26 protein-coding genes and 1 pseudogene are annotated in these 24,754 nt (G+C 62.0%); 5 read left to right on the top strand and 22 right to left on the bottom strand.

All coding sequences use genetic code 11. The annotated features are described in order from the left end of the window. Positions 1-3: 3 nt before the first annotated feature. The 15 genes from ACVWZM_RS21685 to ACVWZM_RS21615 form a co-directional block, all read right to left on the bottom strand. A complete protein-coding gene (locus ACVWZM_RS21685) occupies positions 4-444 on the bottom strand; it encodes a CopG family transcriptional regulator (protein ID WP_456856730.1) in 441 nt (146 codons plus the stop codon). Between the two features lie 7 nt (positions 445-451). Next, on the bottom strand, positions 452-2,434 hold the full coding sequence (locus ACVWZM_RS21680) for a conjugal transfer protein TraG (protein ID WP_456854669.1): 1,983 nt from the start codon (positions 2,432-2,434) through the stop codon (positions 452-454). 41 nt (positions 2,435-2,475) lie between these two features. Then, positions 2,476-4,215, bottom strand: coding sequence for a relaxase/mobilization nuclease domain-containing protein (locus ACVWZM_RS21675; RefSeq protein ID WP_456854667.1), 1,740 nt, complete (start codon positions 4,213-4,215; stop codon positions 2,476-2,478). Between the two features lie 539 nt (positions 4,216-4,754). Next, on the bottom strand, positions 4,755-5,843 hold the full coding sequence (locus ACVWZM_RS21670; RefSeq protein ID WP_456854666.1) for an IS110 family RNA-guided transposase: 1,089 nt from the start codon (positions 5,841-5,843) through the stop codon (positions 4,755-4,757). Positions 5,844-6,129: 286 nt separating this feature from the next. After that, positions 6,130-7,038 carry a lytic transglycosylase domain-containing protein gene (locus ACVWZM_RS21665; protein ID WP_456854665.1) on the bottom strand — a complete coding sequence of 303 codons (909 nt, stop codon included), beginning with the start codon at positions 7,036-7,038 and terminating at the stop codon, positions 6,130-6,132. A gap of 4 nt (positions 7,039-7,042) precedes the next feature. Beyond that, complete coding sequence (locus ACVWZM_RS21660; RefSeq protein WP_456854664.1) at positions 7,043-7,378, bottom strand: DUF736 domain-containing protein; 336 nt, start codon at positions 7,376-7,378, stop codon at positions 7,043-7,045. Positions 7,379-7,413: 35 nt separating this feature from the next. Continuing rightward, positions 7,414-7,959 carry a S26 family signal peptidase gene (locus ACVWZM_RS21655; protein WP_456854662.1) on the bottom strand — a complete coding sequence of 182 codons (546 nt, stop codon included), beginning with the start codon at positions 7,957-7,959 and terminating at the stop codon, positions 7,414-7,416. Beyond that, the gene (locus ACVWZM_RS21650) at positions 7,956-8,474 is read right to left on the bottom strand and encodes a DUF2840 domain-containing protein (protein WP_456854661.1); all 519 of its coding nucleotides are present in this window, start codon (positions 8,472-8,474) and stop codon (positions 7,956-7,958) included. The genes ACVWZM_RS21655 and ACVWZM_RS21650 overlap by 4 nt, the downstream gene beginning before the upstream one ends. Next, positions 8,461-8,724: a ribbon-helix-helix protein gene (locus ACVWZM_RS21645; protein WP_456854660.1), complete on the bottom strand. Its 264-nt coding sequence runs from the start codon at positions 8,722-8,724 to the stop codon at positions 8,461-8,463. Before ACVWZM_RS21645 ends, ACVWZM_RS21650 begins: the two co-directional genes overlap by 14 nt. After that, positions 8,721-9,359 carry a ParA family partition ATPase gene (gene parA, locus ACVWZM_RS21640; RefSeq protein ID WP_456854659.1) on the bottom strand — a complete coding sequence of 213 codons (639 nt, stop codon included), beginning with the start codon at positions 9,357-9,359 and terminating at the stop codon, positions 8,721-8,723. Before parA ends, ACVWZM_RS21645 begins: the two co-directional genes overlap by 4 nt. Next, the gene (locus tag ACVWZM_RS21635; RefSeq protein ID WP_456854658.1) at positions 9,356-10,429 is read right to left on the bottom strand and encodes a replication initiator protein A; all 1,074 of its coding nucleotides are present in this window, start codon (positions 10,427-10,429) and stop codon (positions 9,356-9,358) included. Before ACVWZM_RS21635 ends, parA begins: the two co-directional genes overlap by 4 nt. A gap of 13 nt (positions 10,430-10,442) precedes the next feature. Next, positions 10,443-10,694, bottom strand: a complete 252-nt coding sequence (locus tag ACVWZM_RS21630; protein WP_253639140.1) for a helix-turn-helix transcriptional regulator — start codon at positions 10,692-10,694, stop codon at positions 10,443-10,445. A gap of 208 nt (positions 10,695-10,902) precedes the next feature. Next, positions 10,903-11,541: a DUF2285 domain-containing protein gene (locus ACVWZM_RS21625; RefSeq protein WP_456854656.1), complete on the bottom strand. Its 639-nt coding sequence runs from the start codon at positions 11,539-11,541 to the stop codon at positions 10,903-10,905. After that, on the bottom strand, positions 11,480-11,689 hold the full coding sequence (locus tag ACVWZM_RS21620; protein ID WP_456854655.1) for a transcriptional regulator domain-containing protein: 210 nt from the start codon (positions 11,687-11,689) through the stop codon (positions 11,480-11,482). The genes ACVWZM_RS21625 and ACVWZM_RS21620 overlap by 62 nt, the downstream gene beginning before the upstream one ends. A 135-nt stretch (positions 11,690-11,824) precedes the next feature. Then, the gene (locus tag ACVWZM_RS21615; protein ID WP_456854654.1) at positions 11,825-12,088 is read right to left on the bottom strand and encodes a DNA -binding domain-containing protein; all 264 of its coding nucleotides are present in this window, start codon (positions 12,086-12,088) and stop codon (positions 11,825-11,827) included. 227 nt (positions 12,089-12,315) lie between these two features. On the opposite strand from ACVWZM_RS21615, the gene ACVWZM_RS21610 reads away from it, so the two are divergent. Beyond that, entirely contained in the window at positions 12,316-12,549 is a 234-nt protein-coding gene (locus ACVWZM_RS21610) for a helix-turn-helix domain-containing protein (RefSeq protein ID WP_456854653.1), read from the top strand. A 267-nt stretch (positions 12,550-12,816) separates the two neighbouring features. On the opposite strand, the gene ACVWZM_RS21605 is transcribed toward ACVWZM_RS21610, so the two are convergent. Further along, complete coding sequence (locus ACVWZM_RS21605) at positions 12,817-13,947, bottom strand: IS630 family transposase (RefSeq protein ID WP_076829362.1); 1,131 nt, start codon at positions 13,945-13,947, stop codon at positions 12,817-12,819. 39 nt (positions 13,948-13,986) lie between these two features. Between ACVWZM_RS21605 and ACVWZM_RS21600 the strand changes: the two genes are divergently transcribed. Then, complete coding sequence (locus tag ACVWZM_RS21600) at positions 13,987-14,268, top strand: LexA family protein (protein ID WP_076829365.1); 282 nt, start codon at positions 13,987-13,989, stop codon at positions 14,266-14,268. A 31-nt stretch (positions 14,269-14,299) separates the two neighbouring features. Next, positions 14,300-14,587 carry a hypothetical protein gene (locus ACVWZM_RS21595; protein WP_456854651.1) on the top strand — a complete coding sequence of 96 codons (288 nt, stop codon included), beginning with the start codon at positions 14,300-14,302 and terminating at the stop codon, positions 14,585-14,587. A gap of 114 nt (positions 14,588-14,701) precedes the next feature. On the opposite strand, the gene ACVWZM_RS21590 is transcribed toward ACVWZM_RS21595, so the two are convergent. Continuing rightward, positions 14,702-15,028, bottom strand: a complete 327-nt coding sequence (locus ACVWZM_RS21590; protein ID WP_456854649.1) for a DUF736 domain-containing protein — start codon at positions 15,026-15,028, stop codon at positions 14,702-14,704. A 1,421-nt stretch (positions 15,029-16,449) separates the two neighbouring features. Between ACVWZM_RS21590 and ACVWZM_RS21585 the strand changes: the two genes are divergently transcribed. After that, on the top strand, positions 16,450-17,649 hold the full coding sequence (locus tag ACVWZM_RS21585) for a DUF3422 family protein (RefSeq protein WP_456854647.1): 1,200 nt from the start codon (positions 16,450-16,452) through the stop codon (positions 17,647-17,649). A 138-nt stretch (positions 17,650-17,787) separates the two neighbouring features. Here the strand turns inward: ACVWZM_RS21585 and ACVWZM_RS21580 are convergent, their stop codons facing one another. Next, on the bottom strand, positions 17,788-18,114 hold the full coding sequence (locus ACVWZM_RS21580; protein WP_456854645.1) for a DUF736 domain-containing protein: 327 nt from the start codon (positions 18,112-18,114) through the stop codon (positions 17,788-17,790). Positions 18,115-19,820: 1,706 nt separating this feature from the next. Here ACVWZM_RS21580 and ACVWZM_RS21575 point away from each other — a divergent pair. Beyond that, positions 19,821-21,563, top strand: coding sequence for a hypothetical protein (locus tag ACVWZM_RS21575; RefSeq protein ID WP_456854643.1), 1,743 nt, complete (start codon positions 19,821-19,823; stop codon positions 21,561-21,563). A 298-nt stretch (positions 21,564-21,861) separates the two neighbouring features. On the opposite strand, the gene ACVWZM_RS21570 is transcribed toward ACVWZM_RS21575, so the two are convergent. The 4 genes and pseudogenes from ACVWZM_RS21570 to ACVWZM_RS21555 all read right to left on the bottom strand — a co-directional run bounded on the left by ACVWZM_RS21570 (position 21,862) and on the right by ACVWZM_RS21555 (position 24,651). Then, positions 21,862-22,092 (bottom strand): ATP-binding cassette domain-containing protein, encoded by a 231-nt coding sequence (locus ACVWZM_RS21570; protein WP_456854641.1) that lies wholly within the window; start codon positions 22,090-22,092, stop codon positions 21,862-21,864. A 131-nt stretch (positions 22,093-22,223) separates the two neighbouring features. Then, a pseudogene (locus tag ACVWZM_RS21565) lies at positions 22,224-22,355 on the bottom strand (hypothetical protein); the annotation flags it as partial. Between the two features lie 502 nt (positions 22,356-22,857). Then, a complete protein-coding gene (locus ACVWZM_RS21560) occupies positions 22,858-23,154 on the bottom strand; it encodes a hypothetical protein (RefSeq protein ID WP_456854639.1) in 297 nt (98 codons plus the stop codon). A 567-nt stretch (positions 23,155-23,721) separates the two neighbouring features. Next, positions 23,722-24,651 carry a DUF2493 domain-containing protein gene (locus ACVWZM_RS21555; RefSeq protein WP_456854637.1) on the bottom strand — a complete coding sequence of 310 codons (930 nt, stop codon included), beginning with the start codon at positions 24,649-24,651 and terminating at the stop codon, positions 23,722-23,724. Positions 24,652-24,754 lie beyond the last annotated feature (103 nt).

Raw genomic sequence — 24,754 nt, 5'->3', positions numbered from 1 at the left:
TGGTCATTCTGGTTGGGCGGAAGGTTGAACGCCCCCTTCCTCTGGGATCTCCTGTCGCAGTTTTGGCCCTTGACTGAGCCGTCGCCCGAGCGCCGCGACGAAATTATCCCACCGCGCGCCGCCCTGCGCCCTCGCCCCCTTTGCAGCGGGTTCGGGAAGTGGCGGTGTCGTTGTGAGCCAGAACCGGACGAACAACGCCAAGGCCTCAACTGAGATCCCGATGTCGCGTTCAAGCCGCGCGATGCGGCGGTCGACTTGATCGAGGCGCTTGGCAATGGCGGCCTCCCGCCGCTCGTCGGAGTCCGGTGACAGGAAGGACGCGATGGCGGCTTCGGCGATGAGCGACAGCGATTGTTCCCGGCGAGCCGCGTAGGCCGAGAGCGCCTTCATGACGTCTGGATCGAGATAGACCGACATCTGGGCTTTCTTCTTTGGCGCACTCATGCCTGCCTCACAATCCGAGATCATCGCCGGGATCGAGCGATGCCTGGCGCGCGACACCCTGCATCATGTCGTTTAGACGCCCGATCCGCGGGGCATCTTCCTCGAGTTCGTCGGCAAGTTCCGAGGCGAACTCGTTATCGAGGGATTCTCTCCTCTCCACGGCTTCCCGAGCCAGTTCCGGCTGCTGCCGGCGGTCGGCGGTCTTCGGGTCCTCCGTCTCGGATTCATCGTCCGCCGAGGCCGGCGCCGCTGTCGGGCGCGGCGGCAGTGGCCGTGAACTCCAATCGTCCGGTCGGCTGCCTTTGGGCTTGGTCAGCGCCGGCGGCGCCAGGATGCGCTCCTGGAACCGTCGGTCCTCGTAATAGCGTGCCTTCTTGGCGCGGATCGGATGGAGCCCCGACATCATGACGATCTCGTCTGACGGCGGGAGCTGCATCATCTCGCCGGGCGTCAGCAACGGTCGGGCAGTCTCTGACCGCGACACCATGAGGTGACCGAGCCAAGGCGCCAGCCGGCTGCCCGCATAGTTCTTCATCGCCTTCATCTCGGTCGCCATGCCCAAGGCGTCAGACACCCGCTTCGCCGTCCTTTCGTCATTGGTCGCGAAGCTGACCCGGACGTGGCAGTTGTCGAGGATCGAGTTGTTTGGCCCGTAAGCCTTCTCGATCTGGTTCAGTGACTGGGCGATCAGAAAACTCTTGATGCCGTAACCAGCCATGAAGGCGAGCGCTGACTCAAAGAAGTCGAGGCGGCCGAGCGCCGGGAATTCGTCGAGCATCAGGAGGAGCCGCCGCCGGCCTGATTTGGCCTGAAGGTCCTCGGTCAGGCGGCGGCCAATCTGGTTGAGGATTAGGCGGATCAGCGGCTTGGTGCGGTTGATGTCCGACGGCGGAATGACGAGGTACAGCGTTGTCGCCCGCTCTCCGCCGACGATGTCGGTGATCCGCCAGTCGCAGCGGCGCGTCACCTCCGCCACGACGGGATCGCGGTAGAGGCCCAGGAACGACATTGCGGTGCTGAGAACACCAGAGCGCTCGTTGCCGGACTTGTTCAGGAGCTCCCGCGCGGCGGAGGCGACGACGGGATGCACGCCGGCCTCGCCGAGATGTGCGGTGCGCATCATTGCGGCAAGCGTCGATTCGATCGGCCGCTTGGGATCGGACAGGAAAGCTGCGACGCCGGCGAGCGTCTTGTCCTCCTCTGCATAGAGGACGTGGAGGATGGCGCCGACCAGCAGCGCGTGGCTTGTTTTCTCCCAGTGGTTCCGCTTCTCGAGGCTGCCCTCGGGATCGACGAGGATGTCGGCGATATTCTGGACATCGCGCACCTCCCATTCGCCATGCCGGACTTCCAGCAACGGGTTGTAGGCTGACGATTTTGCATTGGTCGGATCGAATAGAAGAACGCGGCCGTGCCGCGCACGGAAGCCGGCGGTGAGCTGCCAGTTCTCGCCCTTGATGTCGTGGACGATCGCAGATCCAGGCCAGGTCAGCAGCGACGGGATGACGAGCCCGACGCCCTTGCCGCTCCGGGTCGGCGCGAAACACAGGACGTGCTCCGGCCCATCGTGGCGGAGATAGGCGCGCTCGAACCGGCCGAGAACCACGCCGTCCGGCCCGAGCAAACCAGCCTGCTCGATCTCCTTCGCCTCTGCCCACCGCGCCGAGCCATAGGTCTCGGCGTTCTTCGCTTCTCGGGCGCGCCAGACCGACATGCCGATCGCGACGGCCGCGGCGATGATGCCGCCGGAGGCCGCTATGTACGCGCCCTCGATGAAGATGTGGGGCGCATAAGCATCGTAGGCGTACCACCACCAGAGGAAAGCGGGTGGCAGGTAGAACGGAAAGTGGAACAGCTCGAACCAGGGCTGCCCCAGTTGTGCTTGGAAGCCGAGTCGCCAGGCGGTCCATTCCGTCGCGGTCCAGAACGTCAGTAGGACGATCACCAACACAGTGACGACTTGGCCCCAAAGAATCTTGGTTGCGGACATGGCCGTCGCCCCTTCTTAACATCGGTGATTGGAAGGATCGCTCACAGGCCGATTCCCCGGTTGCGCCCAAAGCCCCAATCGACGCCACCATCATCGCGGGTGACACCGGCGACATGCCGGCCGAGCTGCCTCTCAAGTGAGGGCGTCCACGGCACGAGCTGGAAGCCGAGACCATCGTCGATCATCGCGAAGCGGCCGGAGGCGAGCGCGAAGCGCTGTCGATAGGTCCCCGTGACATACTCGCCCGCAGCCGATGGATTGAACGGCTGGCCGGTCTCGGCAGCGAGCTGCTTGCTCAGATCCTCCAATTCCCGGCGACGCAGCGTGCCGATGAGGTTCTTCGCGAACACCACCCCCCGCACTTGGCGCTCGGCGAGACCCTGCTGGACAAGGTGTTCTGCGCGCCGCTCCATCGCCTCGCGGACCTCGGCGCCGAACCCGGCCTGCCCAAGCGCCGCGGGATCGCGTGCGACCGCCTGCCGGTCGAGCCATGTCGCGCCACTTGCCGTCACCTGCGCCTCGATCGAGAGATCGGAGCGCACAGCCAATGCCACGCGACGCTGTCCTCGCGCGTCGTTGAATTTGCGGAGCTCGACGATCGAGCCCGGTGCGCTGTCACCGGCGGCGACGAGATCGGGGAGCCTGACGTGGTGGGTACGGCCATCGACGCCGTCGACGACGGCATAGGCGGTCGCCTTGAGCTCGTCATCGAGACCGCGGTCGACGAGACGTCCGATGATGGGCACGTCGAGGCTTTCGGCTGATAGCACGTAGCTTGCGGTCCCGCGCTCGATACCGCGTTCGGTGAGGCTGCGGTGGATGCGTTTGATGATGTCGCCGCGCTCGCGGAGGTCGCGCAACGTGGTCTCGGCGGCTTCGTCCATGACCCACTGGCCCGGCCCGATTTGATGCGCAAGGCCAAGGCTCTCCAAGCGTCGCAGACGGCCGACCTTCAACGCATGAAACTGATCGGGCTGCTGCGCCGGATTGGGCGCAAGGTCAATCATGCTGTGCCGGCCGGCGTCGCGAACGAGCTGGCGGTCAAGGTGTGTCCAGCGCTCGGCATCAACCTGGCTCTCGAGCGAGCGGTGAATGTCGAGATCGGAGCGCAGTCCAAGTTCCTGTGTGACCAGGTCCTGCGCTCGGGCACGCATTCCTTCCTTGATGTAGTCGCGGGAGATCACGAGGTCCTGTCCGTCTTCGGCGATGCCGCGCACGAGGATGTGGACGTGCGGATGCTGGGTATTCCAGTGATCGACGGCGACCCAGTCGAGCTTGGTGCCGAGATCCTTCTCCATCTGACCGATCAGTTCGCGCGCGAAGCCCTTGAGGTCCGCCATGTCAGCCGCATCCTCCGGCGAGACGATAAACCGGAAATGGTGCCGGTCATTCTGGCAGCGCTCACCGAACACCTTTGGATCGGCATCGTCGGTGTCGGGACCGAACAGATGAGCCTTCTCCCCGTCCCGGGTGACGCCCTCGCGCCGGAGATAGCCGAGGTGCGCGGCGAGCGGCGCTGACGGCGCCTTGTGGCGGACGACGCGGGTCTTGATTGTCACCAGACGCGAGCGGCCCGTGAGCAGACGGTTCGCCCGCTCGCTGGCGACCCGCCCGCGGCCGAACGTGGAGCGGCGATGACTGGCGATCCTACCCGCGCGCGAAACGCCGCCGCCGGCACGTTGAGCGGCGGCAAGCGCCTGGGCGATGAACGGCTTGGCCCGCTGGCTCCTTGAGGAGCGGATGCGACCAGGCCGAGGCTGAAAATCCTTCTCTTCAGCCATGGCCAGCCTCGGCAATGTGCAGAATTGAGAATCCGTGCAATGAGTTGACGCTTGCGCACACATTGCGTGCCTGCGCCACACATTGCCGGATCGGCAAAAAAGCAAAGCAACAACAACCGACCGACCGAGCCGCACATTGCGGCCTTTTATCTCGCCCTCTTAATCGGTCGTGTCGTCTCTCTGATCTCAGCCATTCTCGTTTCCTTTCTCGCTTACGACAAGGCCCTCTGCGCCACGCTTGAACGCGCGTGTCCATCACAGCCACGAGTCCCGGTGCGCCGCGCACTCTTCCGCGCTCAGCGACGGGGGTTTTCGGCTGCAACGAGGCAGCACGCGAACCGGCGCGGCGCAATTTTCCATCGGCATGACGGAGCCACATCACAGGCATTCGTGCGTGGTCCAGGCTGCACTTGACGTGCATGGCCACAGGCAAGATAGCGTGCGTTCCGTCGTCGTTGATCTGCACCAGGTCTCTTCCGCTTGTGGCGGAGCTCCGTGTTCAAAGCATTGCGGTCATCGGGTCATTGATCTGCATTCGGCTAGCGGTGGGCTCCGAGAAGCTTGCGTTCCTTGACTGCCGTGCGCGCGCCGACGTCCGCCGGCGATGCGGTTGGATCGCCGCAGTAGAATGTGCCGTCGACCCACATCGCATGCATGATCACCGCCAGCTTGCGCGCCACCGCCACCGTCGCCTTGCGGTGGCTGGTGCGTTTGGCGAGCGCCAGTCCCCAGCTCTTGACCTTGTCCTTCTTCTTGAAGCGGGTCAGCAGTGCGCTGGCGGCCTCATAGAGCGCCCGTCGCACGTCACCATCACCGGCTTTGCTGATCCGCCCCTGCACGTCGATCGAGGACCCGGACTGCCAGCGCCGTGAGGTCAGGCCAAAATACGCCGCCACATCGCGCGATCGTTTGAAGCGGCTGGGATCGTCGATCGCCGTCATGAAGCTCAGGGCAGCCACCGGGCCGACGCCGGGAATCTGCATGAAGCGCCGACACAGTTCGTGGCTCGCCACCAGCTTGACGACGAGATCGTGCAACCGGCAGTACTCCTTCCACAGCGCCGCCCGCGCATTCAGCATGGCGTCGATCAGCTCGCTGACCAGCGCATCGCCTTCGACCGCCTCGCGCACCGCCTGCGCAAAGCCGCCGCGGCCGACATGGCTCAGGCGAACGCCAAACACCTTCAGCGAATGCCGGATCGCATTCTCCAGATCCAAAAACTTGCGCTTCAGATTACGCCGGTGCGTCAACAGCAGGCGCAGCCGGTAGCAGGCCGCGCTCTTGATGTGCGCCTGGCGGAACCAGCCGGTGCGCATCAGGTGGGCAAGGCCGAGGGCATCGGCCCGGTCGGTCTTGTTGCGCTGGGCCTTCAACGCGGCGCGCACGTGCTGGGTCTCCAGACACACCGCCGGCAGGCCGAGCCGGAGCAATTCCGGATGCAGCCACGGCGACAGCGAGCCGGCCTCATGACCGACGCGCCGCAGCCGCCCCAGATAGGGTTTGAGCACCAGCTTGATCGCATCGGGATCGGTCACCACCACCGTCTCCAGCATCACCTTGCCCTTGTCGTCCACCACGCAAACCGCCGTCTCATCCATGCCGACATCCAGGCCACAAAAGAATTCCATCGCGCGCCTCCCGCGTTGCTGAGGCGGCGCAGTGTGCGCGTCATTCCTCGTGCAGACCACTTGCGCTGCGGCCGCAACTCCCGGCGCAGACCGATTACGGGCGGCACTCGTTCGGTCGTTACCTGCTCGTCTCCCTCGCAGGGATGCGCTAAGGCACGCCTGCGCAAGAATTCGCAGCGGATTGCGGTGGCGAGCCGCCATCGCGCGTGGGATATCGAGATCTCCGCAGCACGGGTGCTCGCAGGCGCGCACCCATCTGGGTACTCATGTTGATCATGACTCGCAGTCATTGCGATCGTCCCGATGTCGAGAGCGCGACGAACAGGCCTTCCGACTGCGGTGCAATCGCCGAGAGATCATGCACGGGAACAGCAGCCGACTTGTCGTGCGCCGGTCGATCGACCGTCACTCGCGCGGCAGACGACGGCCCGTCAACGTGGTCGAAAAAGAGCGGCGCCCGCGTCCAGGATGAACGAGAAGAGGCCGCGAGGAGAAGAGGTCCTGGTGCCCTCTCCGCATCGACAAAAGGGACGATGGCCGCGACGTAGGCGACGGTCTCGGCCGGCAGTGGACGATGTCTATCGCGAAACGCCTCGTAGCGGCCGGGCCCTGCATTGTAGGCCGCAAGGAAGCCCGGCGAGCCGTAGCGGTCGAGGAGCTCGCGAAGGAAGGCGGCACCAGCGAGGATGTTGTCACGGGGATCGAAGGGATCGCGCCCGAGACCGTAGCGAACGCGCATGTCCGCCCAGGTCTTGGGCATCAGTTGCATCAGGCCGAGCGCGCCCTTGGGTGACACCGCGCGCCGCTCGCCATGGCTCTCGATGCGCATGACGGCGTGTATCCATGCTGCCGGAACGCCGAAGCGCCGCGCGGCTTCCGTCACATGAGTGGCATAGCGATCGTTCGTCGGTTGACCGCGCGCCGGCGCTTTCTCTGCTGACGCCGCCGGCATTGAACCGCCAATCACCAGCAGGCCGGTAAGGAGGAGAACGGCAAGGCCCGCCGTGGCTCCGCCATCACGGTAAGCCGTCGTGCTGCCTAGCAGCGGTGCGCGCGGACCACCGGCTTCACCACCGCTGTGCGCGGCGGCCGGCTGACGGTTGCGCGGAATGGAGGGATGAGACGGCTTTGCCGCGAACAAAGGGATCGAGCTTAGATGCGCCTTGTCGGCGGCATGCGTGACGGGACCCTGCATGCAATCAATCCCGCTCGGCGCGCTGGGGCGGCCGATTCCAGTTCAGCGTCCAGGCCGATTTGTCGTCGCCTGACTGGAAGAGATTGGCGCGGATCGGCCGCGGCAGCGCCGGGTCGTCGATGATGAGCGAAACGTAGTCGCCGGCCTTCTCGCCGGTGCGTTTCCAGCCTGCGCCGATCTCCGGGCCGTCGGCATCGCCGAGGCGGATGCGGTAGTCCGGCGCGTTCTCGGCATCCGAGGATTCGGCTGGAGTGAGGATGAGAATCCGCTCGAAGAAAAGCGTTTGAATGCGCCCGGTGAAGCCGGACTTGTCGCGGGTGAACTGACCGATTTGCGCCATGGGAAACCTCCTTGGTTGGCGGGTTGAGAAGCGGGTTAGTGGGTGGCGGCACGCCAGACGAAACGACCGTCGGCGGCCTCATCGGTCCAAAGCGGGACCGCGCGCGCGACGATCGAACTGACGGGCAGCGAGCCGAAATAGCGGCCGTCCAGGCTGTCCGGGACGGTCGGGTTCATGAGGAAGACCTCACCCGGCTGGAGAGTGGTGCAACCGCTCCAATGTGGCAGCGGTCGGCCGAGATGGTCGCGATCGTGTGCGGTACCGACATCGACCGCGTCGACCGTGATGGCATCGCCGGACCGGCACACGGTCTGTCCCGGCAGCGCCATCACATGCTTGAGCAACGGCACCCCTTTCGGCAGAAAGCCGCCATCGGCGAGGAAGTTCGCGATCGGCTCCGGGAGCTGCACCAGGACCAGCTCGAGGGCATGCAGCCGTCCTGCCGGATGCAGCGTGTAGAGCCCAGTCGGCGTGCTTGCGGTGGCGTTCCAAACCAGCCTCGGCGCGGGATGAAAGAACACCAAGCCACCGGCAGCGAGCACGGCAATATACGTCACCACGACATAGCCAAATCGGGTCATGGCGTGACGCTCCGGCGCTTGAGCCACGCGACATGCTGCTCGCGCGTGTAGGCGCGCGGCACGTGGTCGGCGGCGAGACGGTTGTGGAGATGCCGCCAGTAATCGGGCGCGGCATCGGCCGGATTGATGGCGAGCGCCTCGATGGCATCGATCGCCTGCAACACGAGCTCGACCTTCGGCCAGCTATCGACGCGCAGCAGGATCTCTCCGCCGGGCCGGACGAATGGCAGCGTCTGATAGCGCTGGCCCGCCTCCACGGCGCGCACGATGTCCATCCGCGAGACCACGGTGCCATAGTCGTTCGATGCCCAGCGAACGAAGCCGAAGATGCTGCCAGGCGCAAAACTTGAAACACTGCGGCGGCGATCGAGAATCTTTTCCTCCGTGCGACGGCCGAAGCGCAGCCAATGCTCGATCCTCTTCTCGATCCAGGTCAGCTCGACATGGGTGAGCGCAACGCTCCGGCGATGCGAGGGCGGCACGGCGCGCGGCGGCAAGGCCTCATTGTCGTTCATGACGGCTCTCCGGTCTCAGTGGGAATTCTCGCGCCAGCAATTCGCGCAGCATGTCGGCGACGGTGACGCCGCGTTGGAATGCGGCGACCTTGATGCGGCCGCGCAGCGCCGGCGAGACGTCGATTGTCAGGCGCGCGGTCAATGCTGCTGTGTTATCTGTGCGACGCCGCGACGCATCGCTGGCCTTGACCCAGCCTTCGGCATCGCCAGGTCGCGACGCGAAGCCGCGCTTGGAGGAGCGCCCGCTCATGGCGCGAGCCTCGCGACTTCGGCGCCGAGCGCGGTTATCTCGCCGGATGCGGTGCTCTGCTCCGCAAACTCGAAGACGAGCCGACCCGACTGCGCGGCGTCGGCGAAGACGACACGCTGTCCGATCGTGGTGGCGAGCACTGGCGGATCGTGATCGGCGAGCGTCTCCGCTGTCGCGCGGGCGATGCCTGTGCGCGTATCGCAGCGATTGAGCACGAAGCGAGCGGCGAGCTTCGGATGGTAGATGCGAGCCTCGCGCAGCAAAGCCAGCATCTCCGCCGACGCCCAGCCGTCGAATGGCGACGGCTGCACAGGAATCAGCACCAGGTCAGCGGCCAGCAGCGCCGATCGTATCAATCGGGCGACGCGCGGCGGCCCGTCAATGACGACACGATCGGCAGTGCGCGCGATCTCAGGCGCCTCGCGATGGAGTGTATCCCGCGCGAGGCCAATGACGCCGAATAGCGGCGAGACGTTCTCCCGCGCCCGCTGCTGCGACCAGTCCAATGCCGAGCCTTGGGGGTCGGCATCGAGCAGCGTTACACGCTTTCCGCGGAGCGCCCATTCGCCGGCGAGGTGTAGCGCGAGCGTCGTCTTGCCGACTCCGCCTTTCTGGTTGAGCAGTGCGACAATCATCGCTTGCTTCCCGTCTTGTGATCGAGAAGCGGCAGCGATTGTTGGCTTGGGGGCGTATTTGACGACGGCTCAGCGCTCGCGTCGGCGTTATCCGCATGACGCACGAGCCCACTACAACAGTTAGATTCCAGGTTAGACTCTAAGTTAGATTCTAATGTATGCGATGGGGCTGCGTGCGAAGTCCCGACAAGGATTGCGTGCGAAGTCCCGAGCTCGTCCACAGCGCCATCCACAGGGGCGGTGGACAACTTCGCCGGCAGAATGCGCAGCAGCTCACGGCGGCCCTCGCGTTCGACGTACAAGCTGTAGCCGGGGAGTGGTTGGCGTGCGGCGATAAGCCGGATCTGCCGCGCGAAATCGGAGGCTCGCACCAGGCTGCCGGATTTCTTGTGGAGGTGCGCGATCTCAAACAGCCATCCTCGTGGCTGTCGTCCGGCATGCTTGCGCGCGACGCGGTAGAGCCAGCGCTCGATCCCGCCGGTCAGGCGGAAGTAGGCCGGATCGATTGCAAGGACGAGGGAGCGATCGATGACGCCGCGGTAGAACCAGTCGGGGAGGACAAATTCCATGCCTTCCACGCGACCGTCGCGCCTTGCGCATTCCTCCCATTCATTGATCCAGGAGAATTGGTGGCGTCGCCAATGCTCGCCCTGCCGGATGGTGGTGCGGATGACGGTCGCCTGCAGACGGGCCAGTGCCCCCTTCAAGAGCTTGTAGTCTCGCGCCCCGGTCTGTCGGCCGACCGCGATCAGAAGCTGGTAGGGCGTGAAGCGCAGGAAGCGCGAGGTCTTCAGACCAAGGTTCTCGGCCTCGACAATCTGGCTCGCCGCCCAAATCAGCACGTCGGCGTCCCAAATGGTCGCCATACCGTGCTCAGGGACTGCATGGACTTCGACGCGTACATCGCCGGCCTGGTAGAGGATCGGCCGGGTACGCCTCGCCTTGGCAAGCGAGAAGAATGGCCGCTCCATCAGGTCGCGCTGATCGCGCGGGCTGGCGTCACCAGTGGCGACAACGAACGGATCGAGCTTGCTTCGCTCGCTGGGCGTGATGAGGCGTCGCGTCAGCATGGCGAGCGTTGCCTTAGCGATGCGCGTGGCCGGCTGCGCGGGCCTCGACGTAGCGAGGATCCGAGGTCGAGCTGCAAGCAGCCTGATCTGCCCAGGCTTCTAGATCGCCAACGGCGTAGACAACGCGGCCTCCGAGCTTGCGGAACGTCGGGCCGTTGCCATGGCAGCGGTATTTCTCAAGGGTGCGCGGCGAGAGGCCAAGGAGGCGCGCCGCCTCAGGGGTGCGCACGTAGCGCGTGGTGAGCTGCGCGGTCCGGTCGAGCATGGGAGATCTCCGTCTTGCCTCGAAGCGCCGCGGCCAAGTCGCGGCTTGTCGAGGCCAGAGTGGCGGAGAGTTCAGGCGTTGGGGGTGGACGAAAATATTTGCAGATGCGTGTCCCCCCTACGGGCGTAACCAGGCGAACCGAGGCGTTACCAGCGGAGCGCGGGTGAGCGTCATCACGGCGGATTGCGTGGAGGGATCGAGGGGCCTGTCAGAGGCCGCGCAGGAGTTTCAGGTAGCCCCGCTCGACCAAGGCGGTCGAATCATGGATGAGGCGGTTCGCCGCACGGCGGGCATGCGAATCTTTCCACTCAACCGAACGACGCTGGGCGTGGTCGGAAGCGAGCACCTCTGCTGCCACGTCTCGGGGGCTGCCCCCAGATTCATGAACGTCGAAGGCGTGAAGCAGCTGAATCAATCGCCGCTTCTTGAAGGGCGTCAGCCGCAGAGCCGCTGGAAGAAGGCCCAGACGGTGGTCACCAAGATGGCGCACGAAGTATAGCGCGACGTCGAGCCGCAGCTCGGCCATGCTGTCAAGCGGCAGAAGCACGGCAGGACGTCGCGCGGCCTGTTCGTCTTGCAAACGAACATGAAGCTCACCCGATCCGTCCGCAATCACCAGCTCGCGACCGTCAGCATCCGTCCGCTCGACGAGCGGCAGTCCGAATGCATTGCGATCGATCGAATGGATGGTTTTGAAGCCCGATGGCGCGGGTTCGAGGATTACGGTTCCAGGTGATGCCTCGGGCAGCCATATGGTTGGTTCGGGCCCAACCGGGGAAGCTGGGTCATGAGCGAAATCGCAACCCCCAACGACGTGCGAGGCTGGAACGGACGGTCTCTGGATCAACGCCGTCGCGCGCGATCTGGCGCTGTGTGCGGGCGAAATCGCGGCGGTACTCAGCGTTGCGGCGCAGGAACTCAAGCGCGAAGCCCGGGCGCTCGAGCCGCTTCAGGCGCTCAATCGTCTCCGGCGAGCGCCAATACTGTGTGGGCATGGTGTGTCCTCCTGCTTTTTCTTGTTCTGTCCTCCCGAAGGAGGGACACACCACGATCAGGAAAGACGGTCCGGCAAACTAGACCCATAGGTTGCATCACCGACGACCACAATTTGTGTGACGGTCGCCTCCCGGTCACTGCATTCGCGGGTCCAACAGATGCCGATATCCGGCTTCCGTCATCCATCGGGCGCGCGCGAGATGGCTCTCGTGGACGATTTTGGCACGCTCGGGTTCTCGGGCAGGATCGAGACCGAAGATCACCTGCACGACCTCACGCCAGTCGGCGCCCTCTTCTTCAGCCATTAATAATTGAACATAGATCGCGAGATGTTGCTCGTCGTAGGCGTTTACACGGTCGGTCTGTGGCGGCTGTTCCTGGAATGGCGCTTCGGTCATTGCGATCGTCCCCCTCAGGATCGAAACAACCTTAGACATTCACTTGCCGTGGAACTTGGCAAGCCGCGAAATGTCACACGATTAGCTGCGCGATGCGGAGACCGCATCGCGGTGGTCCCCGGAAACGGCTAACAGGCCCCGGACAGAGCCTATGAATAACATCGCGCCGTACGAATCGGAACGATCGTTCCTGGAACGATCGTTCCGATGTGAGTTCCCTTGTCGCTATGGATCTCAAGGAGATCATGGCGATCAATCTGCGTCGGATCCGTCATGTGAAGAAGATGTCGCAGGAAGAATTGGCCGATAGCGCCGGACTAAGCGTCCGTTACATCGGCTCAATCGAACGCGCAGACGTGTCGGCCAGCGTGACGGTGCTGGGTCGGATCGCGAAGGCGCTGGGCGTCGAAGCAACCGACCTGATTAAGCGGACGACGGTTCATTCTACTCACGGTCGATGACAGGTACGTTTATGCCAGGCCGCGGCACCGGCGCGCTGGAAATCACCTAAACGTGGTAGATGATCGGCTTTGGGCGTAGATCTGCTCTGGCCCGACGGTTGTTGCTCTGTTCGAAGGACCGAAGGGTAATGGTTGGCAGAGCGGAGCCTGCGCTATGACGACGCTATACGAGCACTTGCCAGACGACATCCGCGAAGTGGTGGATGCCTACGTTGCGGAACTCAGGCCCCAACCTTGGCCAATTCGCTTCCGCGCACTAGTAGCTCGTCACAGTGATTTTGACTCTTTGGGTATGCCTGGATAGGCGCGCCCCAGTTTGGTGCGAGCTTTGTCCGTTGTGAACATCCAGTTGATACGGGCGCGAGTTTTGTTTCGCTGCCGCTCCCATGCTGCGATCTCGTTTCTAAGGCGTTTTGGATCGTCGATCCGGCGGCCGAGACACTGCCCTTGGAGCACGCCGATCTCGATCTCGACCATATTGAGCCAACTGGCGTGTTTCGGGGTGTAGTGGAACTCGAGGCGGCGCAGGATGCGGCGGGCCTCGGCGGGGGCAAAGGCCTGGTAGAGGGCGCCGGGGGCATGGATCGACAGATTGTCCTGCACGACACGGATGCAGGCGGCCTTGGGGTAATGGACATCGACGAGTTCGCGCATGCAGTGAGCATAATCCACGGCGGTGCGCCGTTCGGTGACTTTGACGTTACGCCAGGCCCGATGCGGATCGAGGGCGACAAAGAGATTGACGGTGCCGTTGCGGCGGTACTCGTAATCGTAACGCTCGCGCTTTCCCGGCTCGGGTGGGATCGGCTGGCGCACTTCGCCGATGAGCTGGACGGGGGTTTCGTCGAAGCAGACCAGCGGCCGCTCGGGATCAGGCGCTTCAGCGTAGAGATCGAGCACATCTTCCATGCGGGCGACGTATTCGCCATCGACATGGGGAATGCACCACATGTCCCTGCGCCACGGCTTGAGGTCATTATCGGCCAGCCGGCGGCGCACGGTCTCGCCCGACAGGCTGTCATGATCGGTGAGCTTGACCATCACGTCGGCCAGCAGCGCCAGCGTCCAGCGCCTCCGGCCAGCGGGCGGCTTGGCGCATGCGGTCGCCACCAGCAGGGCTTCCTCCTTGCCGGTCAGCTTGCGCTCCGCACCGGGACGCGGCTCCTCACTCAAGGCCCGATCGAGATTGCCTTCCACCAAGCGGCGTTTGGTCCGATAGACGGTGGAGGCGCTTACTCTGACGGTCCGGACAATCTCCTCGTCGCGGCTGCCGATGTCGGCCGCCAGCAAAATCTGGGCCCGCTTGAGTTTGCGAGCGGCATGCTTGCCGCCGCTCAGCATCGCCGTCAGTTCCTCTCGCTCGGCTTGGCTCAATTCAACCCGGTACCGTACATTCATCGTTCGCCTCCCTGTCGGAGGCTCCGGACGAATCGATCCATGAGTCAAAAATCAGGCGCACGCTTTACCGAGAAGCAGGGCCATTATCTGGCTTTCATCTATACCTACTCGCACATGTTCGGACGGCCCCCCGCCGAAGCCGACATGCAGCGTCACTTCGGTGTTAGCCCGCCCTCAGTCCATCAGATGATCGTCACGCTCGAACGTAACGGCCTCATTCGCCGTCGAGCCGATATCCCCAGAAGCATCGAAATCCTCGTGCCGCCAGAGAACTTGCCGATCCTAAGCTGGCTCGGTATCAAACCGTCAAAATCACTGTGACGAGCCACTAGTTGATCTGCTCCAAGAAAAGTTGGACACCAACGCCGAGTCGGACCGCTGGCGTGTGATACAAGAATGGACCGGCATCATGACGGCGACGTTGGAGCATTTGCCGCCCCACAGTTCGGTCGTCGAATGCCTGGGGCTGATGAGCATAAGCTTCAACGACCAATGGCGCGCTCAGGCGCTCGGCCAGATCGACCGAGACCCTACGGTGATAGACCGCCTCATCGCAATCTGTCCCGACTGGGATGACATCGTCGATAGCGTGGCGGAGGCCCATCAAAGACGGCCGATCAAACCGACACGCGGGCGCTGACCGGCATCTGTTGCGCCCTTTGCTTGCGGCGGCACGGCCAACGAGGTTCCTTCGCGATTCTCGAGCGCGGTGATGCCCCGCCCGGACCAGCCGGGCGGGGCATTGTAGCTCGGGTCAGTCGCCGCTACGACGGCTGGGGCGGGACCAGATCAAGCTGAAGCCCTCACCATCCTCGTCGTCGAAGAGGTTGGCGAAGATCGGAGCGGTGAAGCTCGGATCGTCGAGCTTGAGGCTCAGATAGTCGCGGCCCTCGTTGGACCGCTTGGACCAGCCGGCCCCGATCTCAACTCGGCCGACATAGACCCGGTGGCTGGGTGCGTTGTCGCCCGAGCGGTTGGTTTCGGGGACGATCCGGACGTTCCTGGCCTGGAGCGAGAGGGTGACGATCTCGCCGGTGAGCTCGTTGTTGCCGGTCTTCTTGAAGGTGCCGATGGTCGCCATGGTAGTTCTCCTTGATCTCTGTTTTCCGAGCCCGCACCTTGCGGCCTCGATGGTGATCGACAGGCCGGAGGCGATCGACGGCGCACCCCGAAGGGGCCTGACAGCAAAGGAGCAACTTTCTTGGCTCGCGCGAGGAATGACGGCGCAGCCGGCAGGGGAAGAAAGTTGTGACGCCGCTGTTGCGCCTTAGGCGGTCGAGGCGTCAGCCGTCCTTCGGGCAGATCAATCCATCGAAGAGGCCGTTGATGCGCTCGATCCGAACAGAGCTGAAATCAAGAGAACATGGCGATCCTGGCGTCCCGCAAAGACCGGCCAGCGAGTTCGACGGAGATTGGCTCCCGGCCGCGTGCCGACGACGGATCTAAGCCTCCGTGACCACACTCGAGCAATACGCCCGACGAGTCGAGTTGTCGGCCGTATTGTGATCCGCCGCTATTTGGTCGATCGCTCACGACATTGCCACGTATCTGCCTCACTGCGACAATCTGTCGAGCCGCGACGCTTGCACTGCCTGAGCGTCACCTCAAAGACGAGGACGACGAGCGCTCCGGCTGCGTGATCAACCTCACTCGACGTGACGTTATCAGCCCATCGCCAAGCCTTACCCGGCGGGTTCGGGCGCGGTCACGCGCCGGCCTCCTCTGCATGGACAAATCCAACCACAGCATGGCGCCTCAGATAATGGGGCCGCCAAGCGAGCGATCACCGTGCCGAAACAGGCAATTCCCTGTGGCCTGCGCACGTGCGCATTCTGTCAGATTACAAGCGCGCTCCATGTCTGAAACCCGTCTCCGACTGTTTTCGAAAGCCACATTGCGTCCAAAAAGACGTGGACGTGTCCCTTCTACAGTGCTGGCCCAAATCCTGCACCGCCTCTCCGCGCCAAGAAGTTTTGGGGCGGCATCAAGATGGGAGTCGCGTTTGGGCCTCAAACTGTCAATCGACAATGCGGTCGCCACACCGGAGGCCGCCTGCCTTCGCCACGGTGGGCGAACGAAAGACGCTCCTGCTTGCCACGGTCTCGCGCGGCATCGGTCATGCCACCGGAAACCTGCTTTCAGAAAAGGGCCGACGTATCTTCACTTGCGCGCGGCAGCCTTCGGTGGCGGGCGATGTCGGTGGGATTTGGAGACAGACAACCATGTCCACGTAAATCTGGGCATTCGTCGGAAGGTGCGCGCGCCACGGCCAAGGTCGCGAAACGGCTTGCTGGCGAAACCGTTTTTCAGCACCGCCATTGCCTACCGCGTTAAGGCTGACGGCTGCTTGCTCGCTCTGAAGCGAGGCGTCAATACATGATCGATGAACTGGATCTGCGAACCTTCACGCCACATCCGCAACGCGACGCCGTGCTCGGCGAAGTGCACGCGCGCCCTTTCACGCGCCTTGTTTCGCCCTCAGCGTGATCCACTTCGCTTTTCTTGCACAGGGCGAGGCAGCCACAAGCGATCGTTGCCGTTTTATCGATTTTTGTCTCGAGCGCAATCTTCCGCCGCCTGAGCAATCGGCGAAACTTCATCAGATTGTCATCGGGCCCGCGTACGCTACGCTGGGAGCAGCATTCGGAATTTACAACATTCACCTGGATCTGGACTAACGTGAATTGTTCTGCCGCAGACCAATTTGACAAAGTTGAGGGTACCGTCCGATCGCTGATCCGCGCGTTGCGTCAGACCGGACAGTTGCTTGTCGCAATCAGGCTAGAAGTGGAGCAGGACACCTCGCCGATCAAGCGGGCCGAACAGATTTTTGACAAGAACAGCCTGGCCATGGTTGCCACAAAGAGCGGCTTAGGCGTTGCCGCCTCAGACTTCCGCGTAGACGAAAAAGGCTTCACGAAAATCCTCGTCTGCGACCTCGGGTTGACGTCGCACGATCTCGGAGCGCTGGTGCAACGGCTCCTGGAAATCGAGACCTACCGTCCATTGGCGCTGCTTGGCCTGTCGGCGGCCCTTGAGCTTGCACCATCTGTTGATCGCATCGACCGCCGTCTTGTTGAGGCGCTCGAGAAAATGCAAAGCGGTGAGGGGCTGCAGTTCAACAACCATCTGCTTGCCGAGCTGACGGCGCTGGCCGCATCCTTCGAGAGAGGCGCGACCGGCAGCCTGTTTCGCTTCGGCGCCAGCAGGGCCTATAACGAGCTGGTCCAATCGCGACTGTCCATCATTGAAGGCAACGATGTCTCGGGCTATCCAACCTGGTCGTCGTTTCTGGCACGCCGCATGGCGCCGGCGATGCGAACCTGCGCGACTGTGGAGGATCGCCAGGCGACTCTGTCGGTCAAGCTCGCGCGTGCCGCCGATCTGTTGCGAACTCGGGTCGACGTCGAAATCGAACGACAGAACCGTGACCTGTTGCAGGCCATCAACGAGCGCGCGAGACAGCAACTTCGGCTGCAGTGCACGGTCGAAGGATTGTCGGTCGGGGCGATAGGATATTATGTGGTCAGCCTGTTTAGCTATCTTGCCAAGGGCGCGCATGATGTCGGACTGCGAGTAGAGCCCTCGTTCCTGACCGCAGCCTTCGTGCCAATCGCGGTCGGCGTCATCTGGCTGGTGAGTTACAATGTCCGAAAGCGACACCTCAAGCACGACGACGCGCCCTCGGTTACTTGCGACTAAAGCTCCTTGAGGGAATCGGTGCGTCCGTCCTGCGAAGCTCGCATGGTCGTGGTGCGACGCTGCCGCAAGTTCGCGGCCGGCTCCCGCGCAAGGTAATGCCCCGCCCGGGCCAGGCCGGGCGAGGCATTGTAGGCCGGGTCAGTCGCCGTTGCGACGGCTGGGGCGGGACCAGATCAGGCTGAAGCCCTCGCCTTCCTCGTCGGCGAAGAGGTTGGCGAAGATCGGAGCGGTGAAGCTCGGATCGTCGAGCTTGAGACCCAGATAATCGCGGCCCTCGTTGGAGCGCTTGGACCAGGCGGCCCCGATCTCGACACGGCCGACATAGATCCGGTGGCTGGGGGCGTTGTCGCCCGAGCGGTTGGTTTCGGGGACGATCCGGACGTTCCTGGCCTGGAGCGAGAGGGTGACGATCTCGCCGGTGAGCTCGTTGTTGCCGGTCTTCTTGAAGGTGCCGATGGTCGCCATGGTAGTTCTCCTTGATCTCGGTTTCCGAGCCCGCACCTTGCGGCCTCGATGGTGATCGACAGGCCGGAGGCGATCGACGGCGCACACCGAAGGGGCCGAAGCGCCAGCGAAGGATGGCAGCCGGGCGACTTTGTTGTTTCGCGAGGAATGACGGCGCAGCCGGCAAGGGAAGAAAGTCGATCGGCGCCATTGCGCCATAGGCGGTCGAGGCTTTAGCCGCCCTTCGGCCAGATCCACCCATCGGAGAGGCCGTTCGGTGCGCTCGATCTAAAAGCAGACATCAAGGGGAACATGGCGACGGTCGCGATGCCTTCGGCTACCGGCGAGAGATTCCACGGCGAGTGAAACTCTCTATTCGAGAAGGACGGAAATGGTCACCACAACGACTGCTCGCCAAGGCGCCCGTCGTCCCGGACTTGTTGGCCGCGTTGTGCCGAGTTTCGCCGTGGCGCCTGCCATTGCACCGACGGGCGCATCAAGATGGACCTTTGCGTGCGATCCGAGCTTCACCGTTCTCATCAGCCCCACCGCAGCCGTGGCGTGAGACGCATATCGCGAAAGCCTAGCCCCTAATCTGGCCCTACGACCGCCCCTTTGGGGGCTGTCAGCCACACGCCCTGCCCTGCTTCGGTTGACTCCGGCGTTGTCATCGCCGTGAAGCGGACGAACGCTGTGATGCTGACGGCAATGGCGCCGATTATCGAGAAGATCGGCTGCGCAGTCGCAGATGGCACCGCCATTTGCGCGATCCCGTGGTGGCGCTCTATCCAGCGACCGTGGCCGGCGCGACTACGCGCGCAGGTTATCGCTCATGAGCGATCACCCACGCAGGGCGGTCATAACTGGCGAACTTAGGATTCGCACGACTAGTCGGACGACATCCTGGATCAAGTCGGTTCCGTCACCTGCAGGTTCTTGTAGTTGACCAACGGAGCGTTCTCGGGGCCAAATCGCATTCACCCCCTTGTGCCAGCCGCGAGGACTCCAACCACGACTGCGAGAAGGAGTGCTGAGGCCAAGTCTCCATTAGACGCAATCAGCCGCTGGCTGGAATCACAAGACTTAGACACCCAACTTGGGGGCGTTGCATTCGCGACATCTCAATTTTGAAGGACAGTGACGTTCTCGCGCTTGTCGGACTGGAGCAGCTCGAAACTCTTCAGCGATGGTCGACCGCACCAGAATTGGAGCCGCGGGCCGCCGCGGGTCCTGCTCTGACCTTCCGAGTCGCCTTCGAGTCCTTTCGCCGAGGCAGAATTACAGGCGTCCGATGGAACGAACCGAAGATGGAGCGCAGGGCTCTGGAACAGGCTAAGCGCGACGGGAAGCTTGCGACTTGCGCGCAACGCTCAAAGGAAGCTCCAGTTTTTACCAGCCAGGGAGGAGATCTGGTATCGTGTTGCGAAGTCCCGGAACGGATCGGCGGCAACTTATCTAACACGCGGGCTCTCACTATTGGAGCGCCGCCGAGATGGGATCTGAGGTCATTTCAGTAGCGACTGTTCTCTATTGGTGTCCGGTCGCTGCATCGTAGATACGGGCTTGGGCGCCTTTTAACTCCATCTCGATCGGGGGAGCCCAGGGCGGAACGGAGCCTTGTTCGATTGTGGAATCCTAAATAAAGGCGAAGATATCGCGCTGGATTTTCAGATTGGCAATGATGACGACAGAGTATGGAAGAAGCTCCACTAGGTACAGACGCCAGGATGTCCCGGAAAATCGAATACAATACTGATGCGCTTGGCAGCACGTTTGAGCGCTTGACGCGAATTGACGCCCTCGCCCGTAGGGGCGACTCTAATGCTGAATCTCTCAAGATTGATGCCAAGATGTTCGAGCGCTCAATAATAAGGTCATTGCAAGATTTCGGAGACCGACTGGTAACCAATCTTTCGTCAAAGGCAGTGAATCGCGTCCTGCGGAACGACCGCCTGGGAGAGATTGGCCCCGCGGCGCTGATTTGCGAAGTCATGACCGAAAAATCAATCCGAAAAGGCTTCATCAGTGAGGCGGGCCGATATGAGCGATCCTGCCAAATCTCTCATGCAATTAAACAAAGTGGCGAGGTCGAGTTCGCGATCCTGCTCCTCCCATTTCGCACATCTACGCCTTTGAAGAATCGTGGAACGCTTCCCGACATGGGCGAGTTTTATACGCTGATATCGCTCTACAGTTTGTCACGTGCGTGCCACGTCGCGCAGAAAAAAATGGCCACGCTGATCGAAGACGTTGCCAAACGGGTCGGAGATGGCGCCCGAAAATGCGCTCAACCCACTGCGACGGACGAGAAATGCGGCATAAAGCATCTTTTTGAAGCAGCTATACAGGAATGTGAGAAGCGCATCAAAAACCCAACGGAATGCGCGGCGACTCGAAAGCTCCTAAGGAAGGGCGCAGCCAATCCTCCGAGGCTTCAAGTAAACGATAAGCCCACTTTTGTTCGTCTACTGGTCGAGCTTGCGGCATCGTCCATTCCAATACGTAGTTGGTTCGCGTTTAAAGACGCCCCAATCGTACCAGTGCGAATCCTTGCATGTCGTGATGCTGGGCGCTACCCCTGTTTTGACACGGTTTCATTGGAACAAATCGCTAACTACCGCGCAGTCCTATCTGATGCTGTAGAGGCATTCTCCATTGATCAACGATTCTTCCGTCTTATTGATTACGCCGAGATTAAGAAGAGCGTGCAAGGCACGCCTGGTCACAAACAGGCCATGCATTACTTCGCCAAACGCAAAGCTGGCTTCCTATCTGATGTAGAGAGAATTCTACCTACTATATGGTCCACGCGCGGACGCGATGAGATGCGCAAAGAACTATCCGAGATTGATCCGGAAGGTGTGTTAACGCCTCTCTTCGAGCCAATTTTATTTTCTCTCGAACATTCTTGTGTATCTGATATTGCGCGCCAAACCGGGTTGAGCGAGCAGCGGCTCTATGTCCAAGCCATGCAGACAATATACTTGCCTCAGGATGATGAGAAGGTTGAGCGACTGCGTCGGCAGTTAATCGACGCATCCTTGCGGGGAGCCGCTCTATATTGCGCGGCATATGAGGCCAACACAGGTTCGAAGAATCCGGTGGGCTTCGATGATGTCGCTGCGGTGTTTCCGAATGCGCTGCGTATGTCGATTCACCAAAAACCGGAATCTGTTGGTCACTTTACCGTTCATGTGAGTCCAACGAGGAACCGTACTCCTTGGCACGGCACGGCCAGCCTTACGAGCGGCCGAACCCCAGATGAAATCTGTATCGGAATTGATTTGGCAGAGCACCTCGAATCAACCGGTGCACGCAGTGTGGTCGTATGTGGAAATGAGGACGGCTTGCTTGCTCGCCACATCCGCGCCAAGCAGCCTGTCGTTTACCTATCTCCAACGATCTCCGTATCTGACACTCAAGCCCTCGTTGAGCTCTTAGAGGGCAAGCCCCTTGTTACGAATGGCTGACAAGATGAATTTGAAGTGAATCCGGGACTTGGACCAGCGGCTTAGACGGTGCGGATGCGGCATTTTTCCCGCTCGGCTGTCGTAGCAGATGGAGCGCGCGCCGTCTGAGACGAACAAAATCGCTTTCGGTCACAAGCTCACCGTACCGCGGTCGCGCAAATGTCTTGGATCGCCCGTCCCGGCCTCGCGCTCATAACGATGATCCGATCGGCCAGAAACGAGGCTTCCTCGATATCATGAGTGACGAACACCATCGTCGTCAAAATTTTGGTCGAGACATCGAACCGCATCTCTTGCATCAGACTAAGGTCTGGGCATCGAGCGCGTCGAACGGCTCGTCCATCAGCAGAACCCGCGGCTGATTTATGAGTACCGGCGCGATCTCGACTCGCTGCTGCATGTCACCGGAGAGCTGAGAGGGATAGAAGTTTTCAAAACCCTCAAGGCCACGCGCTTCAAGATTTCGTCCGCGGCACGGTACCGCTCGGCCTTGCCGATGCCGCGCATATCTTCGGCTGGAAGGCGACATTGTCGCCGATCCGTTTCCAGGGAAATAGGGCGTGCTATTGAAAAACGATTCCCGATCCGGGCTCGGACCGAGGATCGGCCGATCGTCCACAGTCGCCTTGCCAGCGCGCCGAGTAAGGTCGATTTGCCGCAGCCGGACGGACCGAGAATGCAGACCACCTCAGCCGTGGCGATCGTGGAATTGAGATCGCAAACCGTCTCACACGCAGCCCTTGCCCTCTCCAAGAGAGATGGAGAGTGCGTTAACGGCCAGCTGCGGCCCATCCCGAGCAGACCGATGACCAACATGCGGACGATGATATCGGCGTAGTTCTGCAGCGTAACGGTGGCCGCCCTGGAGCAGCAACTGGGATATATTCCATTCCAAAAGTCCCGACGGAAGCGGAGAATCCTGCCTAGCTCAGGGAATGCCGAGGTTCAAACCCGCAGTTCGCCATCCCGTCTAGCTAGCGCCACGCATTTCAATAAGCCGGTCGAAACCCAACTCCGTGCTCTCGCGCCGAGCATTGCGTGAAGCAGGAGCCGCGACTTATCCGAGAGGAAGATTTTCTGCCGCTTGTTTGCCGGGGTTCGTCATCAATTCATAGCTGACCTTCGTACACTCAGTGAGCGAGGCGTAGCTTTTCCCATGTTCACTTCCAATGATTTACGTCCAGGTAGAGGATTCCAGCTGCGCCCAAATTGATCTTGTGTTTTTCAAGTAGGTCTCTCAATACGGAACTTATCGTTCCGAGCCGCGACGCATTGCTCCATGGAAAGCGGCGCGCTACTGATCAGATTGGATATTCACCAATATCTCTCCGGCGACGATCTCGGGGTCTCCAAGATGGAGGTCATGCAGACTCGCTTGAACGAACTCCAAGATCTTTTTGTTCGCTGCATTGGCGCTTTCGCGATCCTCGAATATCATCACAGCGAGACCGACGCCTTCACCGCCATCCAGCACATAGTACGATCTGAATCCATGCGACTCCCTTAGGATCTGCCCGATGCCGCTTTTCGCGCGGCGGGCGGCATCCGCAACCGAACGAACCTTGGTGTACTTGCGAATGACCATGTACATTGGAGCACCACGCGTCTCATTTCCACCCTACACATCAAAGCATATTAGGTCGGCGCAGAGCTAGGTCCTAGTTCCATGACCGAGCATACTGCGGCTTGGCTATGTAAAAGCAAACATGACGGCGCCCACATCCTTAAGGACGGCCTGTCACATCTTTCGTTCATCTTCTGCGGAAGTTTTGATTGGCCCGATAGATAGAAGCGCCTGCCTGGCGTACGACGAACAACAGTTCATTGCGAGATGAGACGGCACCGTAGAAATTTAGCCTGCCTCGCAAGACGCCCTGTTGCGTCGACGGTTGGGGCGAGTGATCAGCGCGACGTTCACGTAACAGACGCGCGAAGGTCACATTTTATTCAAGAACATCGTGCTAATTGGCGCCTGATCGTCGCGGCCGGATGTACGCCGTGGCATCACGAGCCCTGGCTTTCATGCCAGGGTTTTTCGTGTGATCCGAGCGAAGCCGGTGCAAGGCTGCGGCGAACGCGCCCGGGCCGCGGCTGGTCGCACGATCAGCGGCATCGAGTGAGCCGGAGAGCTTCTGGTCATTAGAATTTGCGGCAGCGCTCACGCGCCGCCGAATTTCCAGACCGGGATACCGAGCTTCTTGGCCTTGTCGGCGAGGTTGTCCTGGATGCCGGTGCCGGGGAAGTGCAGCACGCCGATGGGAAGTGTCTCCAGCATCGCGTCGTTGCGTTTGAACGGGGCGGCCTTCGCATGCTTCGTCCAGTCGGGCTTGAAGGCGATCTGTGGGACCTTGCGGTTGTCGGCCCATTTGGCGGCGATCAGCTCGGCCCCCTTGGGCGACCCGCCGTGCAGCAGCACCATGTCCGGATGCTTGGCGTGCACCTGGTCAAGTTTGGTCCAGATCAACCGGTGATCATTGAAGCCGAGCCCACCGGTCAGCACCACCTTCGGTCCTGCAGGCAGAAGCACCTGATCATCAGCGCGCTTCTTCGCGGCCAGGAAATCGCGGCTGTCGATCATCGCGGAGGTCAGATTGCGATGGTTGACCTTGGATCCGTTGCGCGGCCGCCAAGTCGAGTGGGTGTGGCGTTCGAACTCATCGGCGGCCTGGTCGCGCATCAGCTCGAAGGCGCCTCGTCGCTCGATCAGCGTCTGCCCTTCTGCCGTCAGTCGCTCCAGCTCGACGGATTTGACCTCGCTGCCGTCCTGCTCCCGCTGCGAGCGCTGCTGCGCCAGCTCGTTGTCGTCGAGTTCGCGTTCGATCCTGTCGGTGGCGCGGTGGAAGACGTTCACGGTCGACCAGAGCAGGTCTTCGAGGTCGGGCTCGAGACGGGTATCGGACAGTGCCACCACCAGGGCATCGAAGATGTCGGCGATGCTGCCGGCGAGGACTCGCGCTTCGGGGAGCCGCCGCGGATCGGGCTCATCGTGGAAGGGACGGTAGCCATAGAGCTGAATTTCCTGGAGGACGTGGTTGGTCGGGGATGAACTGTGGTGCGGCTCGACATCGTTGTCGTGGTCGGTGGTCATTGCGGTTTTCCCTCCTCGGATCGACCGCGCCCATCGCGGCCTTCATGGCGACGAAGGCGGCAGGCGGACCGGACTTGCACCCGCAGCGCTAGCTGTGGGCCGG

The organism is Bradyrhizobium sp. USDA 4501 (assembly GCF_054062115.1).
This window is presented reverse-complemented; position numbering and strand designations above follow the sequence as displayed.